Source organism: Nonomuraea roseola (assembly GCF_039535395.1).
GTDB classification, from domain to species: Bacteria; Actinomycetota; Actinomycetes; order Streptosporangiales; family Streptosporangiaceae; genus Nonomuraea; species Nonomuraea roseola.
On the sequence record NZ_BAAAXC010000015.1, the window covers coordinates 5174105 to 5188378 of the forward strand.

At 70.2% G+C, this 14274-nt stretch carries 19 protein-coding genes and 2 tRNA genes; 12 read left to right on the forward strand and 9 right to left on the reverse strand.

Annotation, left to right across the window (positions count from 1 at the left end; all coding sequences use genetic code 11):
- The first annotated feature begins 111 nt into the window (after positions 1-111).
- Genes ABFX55_RS47860 through ABFX55_RS47870 form a run of 3 tightly spaced genes read left to right on the forward strand, consistent with a single transcriptional unit; the run spans position 112 to position 2070 of the window.
- Complete coding sequence (locus tag ABFX55_RS47860) at positions 112-285, forward strand: hypothetical protein (protein WP_346130701.1); 174 nt, start codon at positions 112-114, stop codon at positions 283-285.
- Between the two features lie 37 nt (positions 286-322).
- On the forward strand, positions 323-1600 hold the full coding sequence (locus ABFX55_RS47865; RefSeq protein WP_346130703.1) for an amylo-alpha-1,6-glucosidase: 1278 nt from the start codon (positions 323-325) through the stop codon (positions 1598-1600).
- Positions 1597-2070, forward strand: a complete 474-nt coding sequence (locus ABFX55_RS47870; protein WP_346130705.1) for a hypothetical protein — start codon at positions 1597-1599, stop codon at positions 2068-2070. The genes ABFX55_RS47865 and ABFX55_RS47870 overlap by 4 nt, the downstream gene beginning before the upstream one ends.
- Positions 2071-2116: 46 nt before the next feature.
- On the opposite strand, the gene ABFX55_RS47875 is transcribed toward ABFX55_RS47870, so the two are convergent.
- Entirely contained in the window at positions 2117-2449 is a 333-nt protein-coding gene (locus ABFX55_RS47875; protein ID WP_346130706.1) for a YtxH domain-containing protein, read from the reverse strand.
- 126 nt (positions 2450-2575) lie between these two features.
- Between ABFX55_RS47875 and ABFX55_RS47880 the strand changes: the two genes are divergently transcribed.
- Positions 2576-2651: transfer RNA gene (locus tag ABFX55_RS47880), tRNA-Asn, on the forward strand.
- Positions 2652-2715: 64 nt separating this feature from the next.
- Here ABFX55_RS47880 and ABFX55_RS47885 read toward each other — a convergent pair.
- Positions 2716-2904 carry a hypothetical protein gene (locus ABFX55_RS47885; protein ID WP_346130708.1) on the reverse strand — a complete coding sequence of 63 codons (189 nt, stop codon included), beginning with the start codon at positions 2902-2904 and terminating at the stop codon, positions 2716-2718.
- A 57-nt stretch (positions 2905-2961) separates the two neighbouring features.
- Between ABFX55_RS47885 and ABFX55_RS47890 the strand changes: the two genes are divergently transcribed.
- The gene (locus ABFX55_RS47890; RefSeq protein WP_346130709.1) at positions 2962-4122 is read left to right on the forward strand and encodes a sensor histidine kinase; all 1161 of its coding nucleotides are present in this window, start codon (positions 2962-2964) and stop codon (positions 4120-4122) included.
- Positions 4110-4733, forward strand: a complete 624-nt coding sequence (locus tag ABFX55_RS47895; RefSeq protein ID WP_346130710.1) for a response regulator — start codon at positions 4110-4112, stop codon at positions 4731-4733. Before ABFX55_RS47890 ends, ABFX55_RS47895 begins: the two co-directional genes overlap by 13 nt.
- A gap of 92 nt (positions 4734-4825) precedes the next feature.
- On the opposite strand, the gene ABFX55_RS47900 is transcribed toward ABFX55_RS47895, so the two are convergent.
- On the reverse strand, positions 4826-5944 hold the full coding sequence (locus ABFX55_RS47900) for a nitric oxide synthase oxygenase (RefSeq protein WP_346130712.1): 1119 nt from the start codon (positions 5942-5944) through the stop codon (positions 4826-4828).
- 274 nt (positions 5945-6218) lie between these two features.
- Here ABFX55_RS47900 and ABFX55_RS47905 point away from each other — a divergent pair, with 274 nt between their 5' ends.
- Complete coding sequence (locus ABFX55_RS47905; RefSeq protein WP_346130714.1) at positions 6219-6992, forward strand: enoyl-CoA hydratase-related protein; 774 nt, start codon at positions 6219-6221, stop codon at positions 6990-6992.
- Positions 6993-6994: 2 nt separating this feature from the next.
- Here the strand turns inward: ABFX55_RS47905 and galK are convergent, their stop codons facing one another.
- A complete protein-coding gene (gene galK / locus ABFX55_RS47910; protein ID WP_346130715.1) occupies positions 6995-8104 on the reverse strand; it encodes a galactokinase in 1110 nt (369 codons plus the stop codon).
- Positions 8105-8147: 43 nt separating this feature from the next.
- On the opposite strand from galK, the gene ABFX55_RS47915 reads away from it, so the two are divergent.
- Entirely contained in the window at positions 8148-8969 is an 822-nt protein-coding gene (locus ABFX55_RS47915; RefSeq protein ID WP_346130717.1) for a 1-aminocyclopropane-1-carboxylate deaminase/D-cysteine desulfhydrase, read from the forward strand.
- Here the strand turns inward: ABFX55_RS47915 and ABFX55_RS47920 are convergent.
- A complete protein-coding gene (locus ABFX55_RS47920; protein WP_346130718.1) occupies positions 8903-9577 on the reverse strand; it encodes a DUF6766 family protein in 675 nt (224 codons plus the stop codon). The genes ABFX55_RS47915 and ABFX55_RS47920 overlap by 67 nt on opposite strands.
- A 79-nt stretch (positions 9578-9656) precedes the next feature.
- On the reverse strand, positions 9657-10034 hold the full coding sequence (locus ABFX55_RS47925; RefSeq protein ID WP_346130720.1) for a hypothetical protein: 378 nt from the start codon (positions 10032-10034) through the stop codon (positions 9657-9659).
- A 41-nt stretch (positions 10035-10075) separates the two neighbouring features.
- Here ABFX55_RS47925 and ABFX55_RS47930 point away from each other — a divergent pair, with 41 nt between their 5' ends.
- Positions 10076-10579: a DinB family protein gene (locus ABFX55_RS47930; protein WP_346130722.1), complete on the forward strand. Its 504-nt coding sequence runs from the start codon at positions 10076-10078 to the stop codon at positions 10577-10579.
- Here the strand turns inward: ABFX55_RS47930 and ABFX55_RS47935 are convergent.
- Positions 10576-11124 carry a hypothetical protein gene (locus tag ABFX55_RS47935; protein WP_346130723.1) on the reverse strand — a complete coding sequence of 183 codons (549 nt, stop codon included), beginning with the start codon at positions 11122-11124 and terminating at the stop codon, positions 10576-10578. The genes ABFX55_RS47930 and ABFX55_RS47935 overlap by 4 nt on opposite strands.
- 377 nt (positions 11125-11501) lie before the next feature.
- Here ABFX55_RS47935 and ABFX55_RS47940 point away from each other — a divergent pair, with 377 nt between their 5' ends.
- Positions 11502-11726: a PEP-utilizing enzyme gene (locus ABFX55_RS47940; protein ID WP_346130724.1), complete on the forward strand. Its 225-nt coding sequence runs from the start codon at positions 11502-11504 to the stop codon at positions 11724-11726.
- Between the two features lie 30 nt (positions 11727-11756).
- Positions 11757-11921 (forward strand): hypothetical protein, encoded by a 165-nt coding sequence (locus ABFX55_RS47945; protein ID WP_183658038.1) that lies wholly within the window; start codon positions 11757-11759, stop codon positions 11919-11921.
- A gap of 543 nt (positions 11922-12464) precedes the next feature.
- On the opposite strand, the gene ABFX55_RS47950 is transcribed toward ABFX55_RS47945, so the two are convergent.
- Positions 12465-12992 carry a histidine phosphatase family protein gene (locus tag ABFX55_RS47950; RefSeq protein WP_346130725.1) on the reverse strand — a complete coding sequence of 176 codons (528 nt, stop codon included), beginning with the start codon at positions 12990-12992 and terminating at the stop codon, positions 12465-12467.
- A 136-nt stretch (positions 12993-13128) separates the two neighbouring features.
- Here ABFX55_RS47950 and ABFX55_RS47955 point away from each other — a divergent pair.
- A tRNA-Ile gene (locus tag ABFX55_RS47955) sits at positions 13129-13202 on the forward strand.
- 228 nt (positions 13203-13430) lie between these two features.
- Here the strand turns inward: ABFX55_RS47955 and ABFX55_RS47960 are convergent.
- Positions 13431-14057 carry a hypothetical protein gene (locus ABFX55_RS47960; protein WP_346130727.1) on the reverse strand — a complete coding sequence of 209 codons (627 nt, stop codon included), beginning with the start codon at positions 14055-14057 and terminating at the stop codon, positions 13431-13433.
- Positions 14058-14274: the final 217 nt, after the last annotated feature.

Below are 14274 nucleotides of genomic sequence, written 5' to 3' on the forward strand. Positions count from 1 at the left end.
CGTCGCACATGTCCAGCGAGGTTCCTGACCCTGAGAGGGTCTCCCTGACTTCTCCCTGATCCAGGGCCGCGGCCATGTCGCGCGGCGCCCCGCGACCCTAGCGTGGGGGACATGGCACGCATCCTCTTCATCGCCGCTCTGGTCATCGTCGGTCTCATGCTCCTCGGCCCGCTCCTGGGCTTCGCATTCCAGCTCCTGAAGTGGGCGCTCATCATCGGCGGCGTCGCTCTCGCGGTGATGTTCGTCGCCAAGTGGGTCAAGTCCGAGGAGCGCAGTGGTTCATAGTCTGGTCAGATAGGACAGTCCGGCGCATAGTGGGCAGATGGAAGCGCGGCCCGCGGTCGATGACGCCGCGCTCGGGCGCGAGGCTCTGCACGTGCTCGAGGCGAACTGGATGGGGTCGGCCACCGTGCCCGCGCCAGGTCTCTACCCGCACCAGTGGAGCTGGGACTCCGCCTTCGTCGCCATCGGCCTGGCCAGGCACCTGCCGGGCAGGGGGATGGCCGAGCTGGACGGCCTGTTCGAGGGCCAGTGGGCGACGGGGATGATCCCGCACATCGTCTTCCACACCTCCGAGGCGTACTTCCCAGGTCCCTCGGTCTGGCGCTCCTCGGAGCACGCCGACGCCCCTCCTGCCGTCCCCACCTCGGGACTGACCACGCCGCCGCTGCACGCCCTGGCCGTGTGGCGGCTGTGGCGTCACACGGCCGACGTGGGATACGTCCGGCGGGTCTTCCCCGCGCTCGCCGCCCAGCACGCCTACCTCGCCACCGCCCGCGACCTGGGCGGCGGTGGGCTGGCCGCGATCGTCCACCCGTGGGAGTCGGGCATGGACGACAGCCCGGCGTGGGACGAGCCGCTGGCCGCACTCCCCGAGATCAGGTACGGCTACCGCACCCCCGGCCTCGACGAGCGCCACCCCGCAAGCGACCACGACCGCTACGTCTGGCTCGCCCTGCGCTATCGCGACGCCGGCTACCGCGCGGAGTACCTACGCGACGAGCACCCCTTCGCCGTCGAGGACCCCCTGTTCAACGGCGTGTGGCTGGCCTCGTGTCAGGCGCTTGCCGCCCTGGCCCCCGTGGCAGGCTTCGACCCCGCGCCGCACGCCGAGCAGGCCGCCGTGATCAGGGCCGCGCTGATGGAGCGGCTGTGGGACGGCTGCTTCCACGCCCGCGACCTGCGCACCGACCGGCTCATCCCGGTCACGACCATCGCCGCCTTCGGCCCGCTGCTCGACCCCGAGCTGCCCCGCCACGCCGTCACCGCCCTGGTGGAGATCCTGGAGTCGGCCCGCTTCATGGGCGCCACCGGCTACCCCGTGCCCAGCTGCGAGATCAGGGCGCCGCAGTTCGACCGCACCCGCTACTGGCGCGGCCCCTCGTGGGTCAACACCAACTGGCTGTTGCGCCGCGCCGCCGCCGTCCACGACCTGCCCCACCTGGTGCAGCTGCTCACCTCGGGCACCCTGCGGCTGGTACGGCAGGCAGGCTTCCGCGAGTGCTTCGACCCCTTCGACGGCAGCGGCAGGGGGTGCAGGGACTTCTCCTGGAGTGCGGCGCTCACCCTGGATCTGCTCGCCGATACCTTGGCTGCATGAGCATCTTCCGCCGCCTGCCCTCCGACGTCCGCAAGGGTCTCGCCACCGCGAGGGGGGAGCGGGTGCTGACCTTCGCCGAGGCCGCCGACGGCTACGTGGTCGCCACCGACCAGGCGCTCTTCCTCCCGGACGGCACGCGCGTGCCGTGGGAGCAGGTGGAGCAGGCCGGGTGGGACGAGGAGGGGCTCAGACTCACCACCTCGGAGGGGCGGCGCCTGTCGGCCAGGGTCGCCTCGCCCCACCGCCTGCCAGAGGCGGTACGCGAGCGCGTCAACTCCACGATCGTGGTCAACAAGTACGTCGAGCTGCCGGGCAGGGGAGGCGTGCGCCTCGTGGCCCGCAGAGCGCCCGGCGCCGACACCTTCACCTGGAGCTTCCACTTCGACGAGGGACTCGACCCCGAGGACCCGGGCCTGCGCGCCCAGGCCGAGCAGGCGCTCGAGGGCCTCAGAAGGAGCATGGGCGTGTGAAAGGGGGCCCGGACTCCTCCGGACCCCCTTTCCCGCACGACCCCGCCTAGTACGGCACGCCCGTGTCGTCGACCTTGGCGGTGTCCTTGTCCTTCTTGGACTCGGGCCAGCCCGTGCCCGTGTCGAGGTGGTCCTCGACACGCCCGTTCTTGCCGAGGAACGGGATCTTGTCGACGAGCGTGTCGCCGACCTTCAGCCTCGCGACCCCGGCCACCTTGGACACCTGCGCCCCCACCAGCCCCGCGGCCTCCTGGACCCTTGGGCTGTCGGCGACCCGGTGCGCCGTGCGCTTGATCTGTTCGTAGCGTTCGCGGCCCGCCCTGCTGCCCAGCACGTAGCCGACAGCCACACCGACAGCGAACATCACCCGATATCGCATATTCCACCTCCGCTGTCTCCGGGCCTACCCCGATGACGATGCGACACGCACTCCAGATGTGCGCTAATCTATTCCTGCGCCGAACGGAAGGGGCCAACAGCCCGGCCCGGAGGTGCGGAAGTCCGATCCCGTGTAGCTCAATCGGCAGAGCAGCCGGCTGTTAACCGGCAGGTTATAGGTTCGAGTCCTATCGCGGGAGCCACACTGACGAGCCCGAGCCATACGGCCCGGGCTCGTGGCTTTTCCGGCCGTGAAGTGGCTGGTGCTCAGGCGTCCATGGTGCGCCTGTCGCTGCCGAGGTAGCCGTAGACGGCCCACAGCGCCCCGACGACGATGCCGCCGATCGCCGCGAAGACGCCGATGCCGTCGATGCCGAGGATCGCCATGATGGCGATGGAGATGCCGTAGAGGAAGCTGATCGCGAGCAACCCGTTCCGCAGAAGACTCTTGTTCATGAGCAACACGGTCACCGATGATCGAGACCGGTGGTATCCCCCGATCGGTGGACAGACATGCCTTCCGACAACCTCGCCGCGGCCCGGGCCGAGAACGCGTGGCTGCGTTCGTACCCCTTCTGGGACGCCTACTTCGCCGTCGTCCTGATCGCCACGGTCGTCGTGGTCGCGCTCGACACCGGCACGGCGGCCGCCGGTGCGACCGCGATCGCGCTGTTGCTGCTGCTGGCACTCGCCTACGTGCTCGTGGGCAGGGCCGCCGTCCGCTCGGAGGAGGTGCCCACCAGGCAGGCGTGGCAGTACGCGGCGGTCGCGGTCGTGCTGTTCACCGCCGCCGACCTGATCGCGCCCGCCTCGGCGTTCGCGCTGTCGGCGGTCGTCGCGCAGCTGTTCATGTCCTTCAGAACCCATCAGGCCATCGCGCTGCTCGCGGTGCTGTTCGCGATCCCCGCTGTCAACCTGTTCCAGATCGCGGGCATGGAGCCGCTGGTGGCCGCCGTCGTCGCGGTGGTCGCGCTGTCGAGCAGCGCGCTGCTCGGAACCTTCATCCACCGCCTGGCCATGCAGAACATCGACCGAGCTCGCCTGATCGCCGAGCTCGATCGCACCAGGGCCGACCTCGCCGAGATCAGCAGGCAGGCGGGCGTGCTGGCGGAGAGGGAGCGCCTGGCCGGCGACATCCACGACACGCTCGCGCAGGGCTTCACCGGCATCATCACCCTGCTGAGGGCCGCCGAGGCGGAGAGCGGGGGCGGCAGGCACCTGGAGCTGGCCGTGAGAACGGCGCAGGAGAACCTGGCCGAGACCAGAGCGCTCATCGCGGCGCTGGCCCCGCCCGCGCTCGACGGCCGCTCGCTCGACCGGGCGCTGCGCCGCCTGGCTCACGGCTTCGAGCTGCCCGTGGAGGTGGTCGTGCGCGGCCTCCCGTCCCCGCTGCCCCCCGCGGCGGAGGTGGCGCTGCTGCGGGCGGCCCAGGAGGGCCTGGCCAACGTCCGCAAGCACGCCGCCGCCCGCTCGGTCCGGCTGGAGCTGACCTACGACACCGACGCGGTACGGCTGGCGGTGGCCGACGACGGCGAGGGCCTGACAGGCGACTCCGAAGGCTACGGCCTCGGCCTCATGAGAGGGCGGGTCGAGCCGCTGGGCGGCACGGTCCGCGTCGAGGGCTCTCGCGGCGAGGGCGCGAGGCTCACCGTGGAGGTGCCGTGGTCGGAGTGATGATCGTCGACGACCACCCGATCGTGCGGGAGGGCCTGCGCGGGATGCTCGCGGCAGAGCGGGACATCACGGTGGTCGGCGAGGCGGGCTCGGGCGACGAGGCGGTGGCGGTGGCGGCGCGGATCGCGCCCGACGTCATCCTCATGGACCTGCGGATGCCGGGGGGCGACGGGCTGAGCGCCATCCTGCGGCTCGGCGGGTCCTACAGGGTGATCGTGCTGACCACGTACGAGAACGACGCTGACCTGCGCAGGGCCGTGGCGGCGGGCGCCGTCGGCTGCCTGCTGAAGGACGTGTCGCGCAGGGATCTGGCCGACGCCGTGCGCGCCGTCGCCGAGGGCCGCGGGATTCTCGCGCCTCCCGCGCTCCGCATCGGCGCCCCCCCGCCCGACGGGGACGGAGGCGTCAGGTTGTCGGCGCGGGAGCGGGAGGTGCTGTCGCTGGTGGCCGCGGGGCTGACGAACGCCGAGATCGGGCGGCGGCTGTTCATCGGCGAGGCGACGGTGAAGACCCATCTGCTGAGGGTGTTCGGCAAGCTCGGGGTGTCGGACCGGACGTCGGCGGTGTTGCTCGCCATGGAGCTGGGGCTGGTCGGCCGCGCGACGACATGACGGGCGGCGGGAAAGGCCGTCCCGCCAGCCTGTGCGCGGCCGTGAAGAGACCACAGAGCGTGGAGAGACCACGGAGAGGCGGCGCGGAGCGGTCAGGTATGGGGCGGGGAGTAGGCGGGGGTGAGCCGGCGGTTGTCGTAGTAGCGGTGGAAGACGGGGGTGGCCGCGCCTGACAGCGGTGGCACGATCCACGACCAGTCGGCGGGGCAGACCCGCCCCGCGCGCTCCTCCCGCTCCAGATGCGTCAGGAACCGCCGCGCCTCGGTGTGATGGTCGGTCATCGTCACCCCCGCCGCCTCGAAGGAGTGCAGCACGGCCACGTTCAGCTCCACCAGCGCGTGGTCGCGCCAGAGGGTGCGCTCGCTGGAGGTGTCGAGCCCGAGCCGCCTGGCGACCTCGGGCAACTGGTCGTAGCGGTCGTGGTCGGCCAGGTTGCGCGCGCCGATCTCGGTGCCCATGTACCAGCCGTTGAACGGCGCGCACGGATAGCAGACGCCGCCGATCTCCAGGCACATGTTGGAGATCGCGGGGACGGCGTGCCAGCGCAGCCCCAGGTCTTCGAACCACCGGTAGGCCGGATGGACGATCGGCACCTCCATGATCGCGTCACCGGGCACGTTGCACAGCAGGGGGTGGCCCTTGGCGGGCTGGATGACCAGCGGCAGCACGTCGAACCTGGTCCCCGCGCCGCCTCTCCACCCCATGCGCAGCACCTGCTCGGTGAAGGCGGCGTAGCGCCGGTCCCCGACGACAGTGCCGTCCGCGCGCCGGTACCCGGCGTAGCGGATGAGCTGCTCGTTCAGGATCCTCGGCCCCGGACAGGCGGGGTGGTCGGGCGCGAACACGGTGATCGTCGGCCTGATCCGGCCGTGGCCCGTCGCCTCGCGCAGGTGCTCCACGCACTCGAGGGCGACGCCCTCGGCGCTGGAGACGTCCCTCCTGTCCCTGATCCTCAGCGAGCGCCAGTACAGGCGGCCGATGCAGCGGTTGCTGTTGCGCCAGGCCACCCTGGCGCCGAACTCCAGCTCCTGTGCGGTGTGGGTGTAGGTGCCGAACCTCGCGGCGTCCCTCGCCACCTCCCGCAGTCGCGCCTGCACGTCCCCGGCGCCGGGGTTCTCCGCGTGGAAGAGGCGGATGAACCTCTCCGCCTCGCGGAAGTCGACGGTCTTCTCCATGACGGTGTGCACATCGAACGGACGCAAAGATCTCATCCACGTAAGCACGCAGCAACCAGCGCATTCCGGTTCACGGATCGCGCGACCGATTCCGGGTCGGTGACGCGGTCCTTCGGCGGCGTCCTCACCACGCCGCCCTTGTCGAGTCCGCAGCAGATCACATCTTTACCTCCGTCAACCCGCTTTGTCCCCCAAACCAGGAAAATCCGTGATCGGGGCACTCCGGAGCGTGACGCCTCCCTCGTGTGGCCAACGGGGGAGCACGTGGTGTAGAACGTTATTCTGTAACGGGTCTCACCGGGAGGGCGCGATGTCGGAGCTGGTGCTGTCGTCGGTCGACGAAGGCGTGCTGACGCTGACGTTCAACCGTCCCGATCGGCTGAACGCGTGGACGGACGCGATGGGACGCCGCTACTTCGACCTGCTCGAACAGGCGGAGAAGGATCCCTCGGTGCGGGCGATCGTGGTGACGGGCGCGGGCAGGGGCTTCTGCTCGGGCGCCGACTTCCAGACGCTGTCGGCGATCCAGACCGGCAGCTACTCCGAGAAGCCCGATCCCAGGCCCAACACCTTCCCCACCACGATCCGCAAGCCGATCATCGCGGCGGTCAACGGGGCGTGCGCGGGCCTCGGCATGGTTCACGCGCTGGTGTGCGACCTGGTGTTCACCGCCGAGGAGGCCAAGTGGACGACCGCCTTCCCCCGCAGGGGCCTGGTCGCCGAGTACGGCCTGTCCTGGGTGCTTCCCCGCCTCATGGGCCAGCAGCGCGCCATGGACGTCCTGCTGTCGGGGCGGGTGTTCACCGGGCGTGAGGCGTTCGAGATGGGCCTGGTGAACAGGGCCGTCGCGGCGCGGTCGCTGCTTCAGGAGGCTCAGGGCTACGCCCGCGAGCTGGCCCTCTACAGCTCGCCCGCCTCCATGGACGTCATCAAGCGCCAGGTGTGGGGCGACTGGGACCACACGCTGGAGGAGTCGGCCGCCAACGCCGTACGCGAGATGATGGCCTCGTTCGGGCGCGCCGACTTCGCGGAGGGCGTGGCCAGCTTCCTCGAGCGCCGCGCCCCCGACTTCCCCTCCCTCTGAGCCTAGATCTTGTGGGCTCCCGCCGCCGGGGTGGCGGGAAGGAAGCGCGGCTCCTTCCAGCCACGCTCCTCGTACGCCGCGAGCACGGCCTCCTGGACGGCGGGCACCCGCTCCTCGGCCACCAGCGCGATCGCCGAGCCGCCGAACCCGCCGCCGGTCATGCGGGCGCCCCGCGCGCCGCCGCGCACCGCCGCCTCCACCGCGACGTCCAGCTCGGGTGAGGACACCTCGTACTGGTCGCGCAGCGACAGGTGCGAGGCGTTCAGCAGCGCTCCGATCTCCGCGATCGCGCCCGCGCGCAGCAGGCCGATGACCGCCTCGACGCGGTGGTTCTCGGTCACCACGTGCTGGACGCGCTTGCGCTCGTCGCCCTGGAGCACCGAGAGAGCGCCCGCCAGGTCGGTGACGTCGCGCAGGGCGTCGACGCCGAGCCTGCGGGCCGCGGACTCGCAGTCGGCGCGCCGCTTGGCGTACTGGCCGTCGGCGAGCTCGTGGTGGACGCCCGTGTCGATGATGAGGATGCGCAGCCCGTGCGAGGCGAGGTCGAGCGGGATGTTCCTCGAGCCGAGCGAGCGGCAGTCGAGGAAGAGCGCCCTGCCGTCCTCGCACAGCGCCGAGGCGGCCTGGTCCATGATGCCGCAAGGCATGCCGACGAAGTCGTTCTCCGCCTTCTGGCCGAGGAGGGCGATCTCCATGGGGGTCATGCCCAGGCCGTACACCTCGTTGAGCGCCGAGCCGACGACGACCTCGAGCGCCGCGCTCGAGCTCAGGCCCGCGCCGGCGGGCAGGTCGCCGTCGATGGCGATGTCGGCGCCCTGGACGCGCTCGCCGAGCATGGCGGGGACGCCGACGACGTAGCGGGTCCAGCCCTGGGCGGCGTCCCAGTCGGAGATGACCACGGGCTCGCCGGAGGACTGGAGCGAGAGCAGGCGGATCGTGCGGTCCTGCCGCGGGCTGAGCGCGGCGGTGATGCCCCACGGCACCGCGAACGGCAGGACGAAGCCGTCGTTGTAGTCGGTGTGCTCGCCGATGAGGTTGACGCGGCCCGGCGCGCGCCACACGGTCGTCGGCTCGGCGGAGTAAGCCTGACGGAAAGCTTCAACAACGCTCATAATTGAACACTCCTCAACAACGGTTCGTCCGTAGACTAGCGCCATGGAGGAGATGTCGGATCCCCGCCTCGGCACGGTGAGGCTCTTCCTCAAGCATGACGACAACAAGGCCCGCAAGCTCAAGTACAACCTCGGCCCCGCCCGCGTGCTGAGCTTCGGCGGCGCCTACTCCGGCCACCTGCGCGCGCTGGCCAGGGCGGGCATGGAGCGGGGCTTCGAGACGATCGGCGTGGTGCGCGGCGAGGAGCACCTGCCGCTCAACCCCTCGCTGGCCTACGCCAGGGCGTGCGGGATGCGCCTGGTCTACCTCGATCGGGCCGCCTACCGCCGCAAGCACACCCCTGAGGTGCTGGAGCGGCTGCGCGCCAGGTTCGGCGACGTGACGATCCTGCCCGAGGGCGGCAGCAACGCGGCAGCCGTGCGCGGCTGCGCGGAGCTGCCAGGAGAGATCGGCCTCGACTACGACGTGATCTGCTGTCCCGTGGGCACCGGCGGCACGCTCGCGGGGATCTCCGCGGGGCTGGCCCCCGGCAGGCGGGCGCTGGGTTTCGCCGTGCTCAAGGGCGCGGGCTTCCTGCGCGAGGAGGTGGCGCGGCTGCAGCGGGAGGCCTACGGCCGCGTCATGGCCAACTGGGAGCTCAACCTCGACTACCACTTCGGCGGCTACGCCAAGCGCTCTCCCGCGCTCGACCAGGCCTACGAGCAGGTCTACGTGGCCAAGATGATCTATGGGATCCTCGACCTGGCCGGGCGCGGCGCCTTCGCGCCCGGCTCCCGCGTCGTCGCCGTGGTGACGGGTCAGCCCTCGATACCCGTCGCGTCGTGGGGCGCGCCGACCGGCTTCGACTCGGCCGAGCCCCGCTGACGCAGGTAGATCGACAGCGCCACCATCGAGGCCACCGCCAGGAACTCCGACTGCCAGTTCTGCAGCGTCCTGCTCCAGAACTCGGGTCCCGTCACGTAGCCGCCCCAGCCCTCGGGGTCGCGCAGCTCGGCGAGCCGTTCGGCGTTGCCCGCCGCCAGGCCCGCCACCGACTGCGCCAGCCACGACAGCGCGAACACCAGGCCCATGACCCAGCCCAGCGAGTTGCTGATCAGCGCCTTGCGCAGCCCGCCCGCGGTGGCCCACGCGGGCGAGTCGCGGCGGGCGTGCTCGCCGACGAGCTGGTCCTCGTCGGACTCGCCGCCCTCCTTGCCGAGCTCCTTGGACTCGGGGGAGCCCCGCTGCACCAGCCAGACCGTCGCGAGGATGAACAGCAGGAACTGCAGGTACTCCGACTGCCAGTTCTCGGCCACGTCCACCGCGAAGTCGGAGGTGGCGACGTACTCGACCAGCGAGATGGGCTGACCCCCGTCCACGAGCTGCTGGTCGTTGAACTTGGCCTGCCCGGCGAGCGCCTGCCCCACCAGCGCGAGCGCGAAGATCAGCAGGAAGAACAGGGAGAGGGAGTTCTCCTTGAGGAATCTCTTCATCGGTGCATCAGCCCCATGGCGAAGAACCAGCTCAGACCCACGACGATGATGACCAAGGTGGTGACGAAGACGGTGCGCATCAGTCGTCCACCTCGCAGTCGTAGGGGAGGTTCTCACCCTTGGGCGTGCATCCCGCGGCCCTGACCCGCCATCCGCCGTCGTAGCGGTGCAGGAAGAGCGTGTCGCCGTTAAGCCTGACCTGCGCCTCGTCTCCCCACAGTGACACCGACAGCACAGGTCCGCCCGTCAGTCTCAGCTCGTTCAGCGCCTGCCCGCAGGTCTGTCCCCTGTCGGGCAGCTGCGCCGCCGTCCTGGCGGCCAGCAGCGCACAGGCCGCGTCACCCTGTCCCGCGGTCACCGCTGTGGCGAACCGCTCGGCCGTACGGGCCGGGGGTCCCGTGTCGACGGCACATCCTGCGACAAAGGTCAGCGCGAAGAGAAGGAGGACTGCTCTCATAGCCGGGAGCTACCCAAAATGACAGGTGGGAAGCTATGGGAATGAAGAGAACAGATGTTCCCCCCACCTGGGACGAGCGGGCCACTCTGCACACGTTCCTCGCCTACGCCAGGGCGACGGCGGTGGCCAAGTGCGAGGGAATAAGCGACGAGGCCGCGCGCAGGGCGCCACTGCCGGCATCTCCGCTGATGTCCGTCGCGGGGCTGATCGGTCACCTGCGATGGGTGGAGCACTGGTGGTTCGAGGTCGTCTTCCTCGGTGAGGCGGAGCGCGCGCCGTGGACGGAGGAGAGCCCTGACAAGGACTTCGAGCCCGACCCCTCCTTGAGCCTCGCCGAGGTGGTCGCCGACTACACGCGCGCCTGCGCCGAGATCGACCAGAAGATCGCCGGCCACGACCTCGACGCGCTGTCGGCAGGCAAGGGCCGCCACGGGGGCCACTTCACGCTGCGCTGGGTGATCGGCCACCTCACCGAGGAGACCTCCAGGCACAACGGCCACCTCGACATCGTGAGGGAGCTGGTCGACGGGGTGAAGGGCGGCTAGAAGCGGTCGAGAACGGGCGCGAGCAGCGCGTTGAGCTCCTTGACGAGCACCGCGAGCGCCCGGTGCGCCGCCTCCTCCACCCCGTCGTGCGGGCCCTGAGGGGCGGGCGGCAGCTCCTCCAGCGGGATGGGCGCCTGCACCAGGAGGGAGGCGCGCATGAACGGGCCGCGGGTGAGGTCCTCCTGGGTGGGCTCGACGTACTGGCCGAAGATCTCCTGCCAGCCGCGCCAGCCCCTGTCCCTCCACCACTCACGCGAACTGGTCAGCTGCTCGGGCAGCGGGGAGGCCATGCGGACCTCCGCGGTGAGCGTGCCGTCCCAGGTGTTGCGCACGCAGCCCGCCTCAAGGACGCGCCGGTCCCATCGGACGTGACCCGGTGAGATCGACGGCGGCACCGCCATCCGCCAGGCGATGCAGGCGAACGTCACGGGGGCGATGTCGCCGAAGGAGTCGGCGAACTCCTCGACATGCTTGCGGACGTGGGCGCCGTAACGGCCGTCCCTGTCCCTGTCGAGTTCCTGGTCGATCCAGAACGCCTTTGCCACCCGTCCACGGTACGCCGCCGCACCGCGCCACGAGGCAGTAGCAGTTGAATGACCAGATAAGTATATTTAATCAAACAATGGGTGACGAGGTGGTGCTCGAAGACGTCAGGAAGAGCGCCCCCGCCACCCACCGCGACCTGCTCGAACGCATGACTGGCCGGTTGCCGCGGAGGCCGCGCACGAGTTCGAGGTCTCCGCTCCCCGCCCCGGCGAGGATCCCTCCTGGATCGACGCGCAGCTGGCGGGGCTGTCCGGCGCCCACGCCGACACCGGGCAGCTGCTGCGCAGGCAGGCCCCGCGCGCGACGCGGCGTGGGCGAGGTTCGCCAGGCGCCACCCCCGCGAAGTCGTCCCGATGCGGGCACGGGTGGCCCGCTGGTGACGACGCTGACCAACATCGGCTGGACCCCGATGTTCCCCCGCGCCGCCGCCGTGGTCACCGACATGGGCGCGCCGCTCTCCCACGCCTCCATCGTCGCCCGCGAGCTCGGCATCCCCGCCGTGGTCGGCACCGGCAACGCCACGATGCGGATCAAGGACGGCGATCGCGTCAGGGTCGACGGCGAGCGAGGAACGGTCGAGGTTCTGCCAAGTCGGGGATGACGGCCCCGCTCCTCGGTCAGGATGCCGGGCATGACAGAGGAGGAGCGGGAGCTCGAAGCCAGATGTGAGGCCTACAGGAGAGCTCGGGAGGATCTCGCGAAGGAGACCCCCTTCGAGGTGTGGACGAAATCCCGGCGCTTCCTGGATCCCGTGCGGTGGCAGTCGATGACCTGGAACGCCAGCGACACGGGCTGACCGCCAACGAGAAGACGCCCGCCCGATCAGGAGATCGGACGGGCGTCTTCCACGTGTGCGAACCGGTGTGCGTGTCGCCTCTCGGCGAAGGGCGCAACACGGCTCCAGCCGAACGGTATTCCGTGAAGGCAATAGGTGAGGCCCGGGGACACTGGGCACACCGGCCACGAAGGATGTAACCACCTCCGGGCGGCATCCATTCCCGCTCGTCTCAACCGGATCGTCCCCTCGGCCCGGCCGGGACCCACCGACCCGGGAGAGTTCCTCCGGCCTGTCCCGCATGATCACCTGGCACCGGGCGCGCCCCTCGGTGACCAACCGGTGGTCGGGCACGCTCGCGTAGGTCACTTCGGCAGCCCTCGCCGGGCCAGTACCGCCCACAGCGCGAACACGGCGAGGATCGTCAGCGGGGCGGGAACCGGGAACGCTCGGCAGTTCGCGGTGGAACTCCCATCGGGGGACTGCTCTATGGAGAGGGCGGCGTGACCGGGACCGTGTAGGGGAGCGACGACAGCGCGAGGGCCGGGACCCATGACCAGCGCCTCACGAGAGCGTGTACTCCCACCCGGGCTGCCAGGCGAAGGGCGCGTCCACCAGCTCCTCCAGCGGCGCGCCCTCCAGCAGATGCTGCAACGCCCACCGGTTGGCCGAGTGCGAGACGACCAGCACGGTCCGCCCCTCCCACTCCGCCCGCAACTCGCCAAGGAACTCCTCCGTCGCCGCCACGACCTGCTCGTAGCTCTGCCCCTCTGGCCACGGCTCGCGGATGTGCGCCCTCCTCAGCGGCGCCAGCTCCGCGACGGGCCTGCCGTTGCGGAGCCCGTAGTCGCACTCCCGTAACCGCGCGTCCAGCCTGATCTCACGGTCGGGAAAGGCGATCCGCGCGGTCTGCACGGCTCTGCGCAGATCGGAGCTGTAGACCACGTCGACGCCCGAACGCCTGCGCTCGCCCAGCTTGGCCGCCTCCACCCTGCCGGCCTCGGACAGCTCGCCCGGCAGCCAGCCGGTCGCGATGCCGGTCTCGTTGTCGACGGTGAACGAATGGGTCTCGTAGATCAGCTTGATCGCCACTTGGACGACCTTAGAGTGGTTCCTGAGCGACGGGAACGGGCCGCGGTCGGCGTTTCGCGGTGAGTGAAGGCGGTTGGGGACGAGGGCGATCTATGCTGGCAAGCGCGCGAATTTATGGGAGACTGCACTCTCGCAGGGGGCGGTAGCTCAGCCGGTCAGAGCATCGGACTCATAATCCGTGGGTCGTGGGTTCAAGTCCCACCCGCCCTACTCAGATTGACCAGGAATCCCGCCACTGAGCTGGGGTTTCTGCCATTCAGCGTGCGCCGCCCATGCAGTGGAAGGCCGCCGGGAGTAGCCGTATGCCAGTGGTCGCGGAATATACGCGGAATGAATCGGCGGCACCCGAACCGTCAAGGGCGCCTACGGCATCGCTACGCGATGGCGTGCGCGCCATCCTTGACGAAACCACGGGCGCGAGTCGCCGATCCTTGGCAGCTATCGGGAGCGGGGAGAGGAAGGGGCGAGGCGTTCGTGAACCAGGCGCTGTCGTTCCACCGGAAGACCGCGAGCGGTCATGGCCCTGTCCAGAAGATCGGCGTCGAACCCCTGCGCCGCCATGTGGTCGAGGAGAGGTTCGTAGCGATCGGGCCGATCACGCAGGAGCTCTGTGGCCAACCGTAGTTCCAGGCGAACCACAGGAACACGATACGAGCCACACGTGATCAGGACGTAGTGCTGCCACGGGCCGCGGCCTACACACTCCATCCCATCGGAGTCGACCTCCTGCTCGACCGTGCTGATCTCTACAACGACCCCGTTCACCTCGTACCTGGCGAAATACTGCGAAGTCTCGGGGAGCCACGATGCCGCGTACAGGCAGGGGAAGGACGAGAGAGCGGCGGCGACGGTGTCCACGTCCTCCCGTCGAGCTGCCAGGAGGTCGACGTCTCCGGCGGGAAGACGAACACCTTGCAGCAGCGCGGCACTCGTGCCACCCACGCGGTACGTCAGGTCGGCCCCCACAGCCCTCAGGGCGGTGAGAGTCGTCTCCAACGCCGACGTTACGTCCTCGAGCCGCAGAGATGCCTCACCGTCTCCCATGACGATCAGCGTACCGATCACGAAACTCCAACGTCATGACTCTGGTTGCCGGGCCAGGGTGACGAGGGGGGCGGCGGGACGCAAGCCACAGGGTCAGGTAGGACCGTCCGCCTCGCAGCCCCGGACGGAGGCCGATCCGGATCGGTCGTGCTGCGAGGCAGCGGTCTCGGCAGGCCGCGGCCGATGGCGACAGGTATCGCTCGCAGAGAGCGCGGCTGCAGGCTGCCCACTATCCAGC

Excerpts from the sequence above, each read along its gene's own strand:
- ABFX55_RS47860 (WP_346130701.1), top strand. The coding sequence starts at position 112 with ATGGCACGCATCCTCTTCATCGCCGCTCTGGTCATCGTCGGTCTCATG.
- ABFX55_RS47865 (WP_346130703.1), top strand. The coding sequence starts at position 323 with ATGGAAGCGCGGCCCGCGGTCGATGACGCCGCGCTCGGGCGCGAGGCT.
- ABFX55_RS47870 (WP_346130705.1), top strand. The coding sequence starts at position 1,597 with ATGAGCATCTTCCGCCGCCTGCCCTCCGACGTCCGCAAGGGTCTCGCC.
- ABFX55_RS47875 (WP_346130706.1), bottom strand. The coding sequence starts at position 2,449 with ATGCGATATCGGGTGATGTTCGCTGTCGGTGTGGCTGTCGGCTACGTG.
- ABFX55_RS47885 (WP_346130708.1), bottom strand. The coding sequence starts at position 2,904 with ATGAACAAGAGTCTTCTGCGGAACGGGTTGCTCGCGATCAGCTTCCTC.
- ABFX55_RS47890 (WP_346130709.1), top strand. The coding sequence starts at position 2,962 with ATGCCTTCCGACAACCTCGCCGCGGCCCGGGCCGAGAACGCGTGGCTG.
- ABFX55_RS47900 (WP_346130712.1), bottom strand. The coding sequence starts at position 5,944 with ATGAGATCTTTGCGTCCGTTCGATGTGCACACCGTCATGGAGAAGACC.
- ABFX55_RS47905 (WP_346130714.1), top strand. The coding sequence starts at position 6,219 with ATGTCGGAGCTGGTGCTGTCGTCGGTCGACGAAGGCGTGCTGACGCTG.
- galK (WP_346130715.1), bottom strand. The coding sequence starts at position 8,104 with ATGAGCGTTGTTGAAGCTTTCCGTCAGGCTTACTCCGCCGAGCCGACG.
- ABFX55_RS47915 (WP_346130717.1), top strand. The coding sequence starts at position 8,148 with ATGGAGGAGATGTCGGATCCCCGCCTCGGCACGGTGAGGCTCTTCCTC.
- ABFX55_RS47920 (WP_346130718.1), bottom strand. The coding sequence starts at position 9,577 with ATGAAGAGATTCCTCAAGGAGAACTCCCTCTCCCTGTTCTTCCTGCTG.
- ABFX55_RS47925 (WP_346130720.1), bottom strand. The coding sequence starts at position 10,034 with ATGAGAGCAGTCCTCCTTCTCTTCGCGCTGACCTTTGTCGCAGGATGT.
- ABFX55_RS47930 (WP_346130722.1), top strand. The coding sequence starts at position 10,076 with ATGAAGAGAACAGATGTTCCCCCCACCTGGGACGAGCGGGCCACTCTG.
- ABFX55_RS47945 (WP_183658038.1), top strand. The coding sequence starts at position 11,757 with ATGACAGAGGAGGAGCGGGAGCTCGAAGCCAGATGTGAGGCCTACAGG.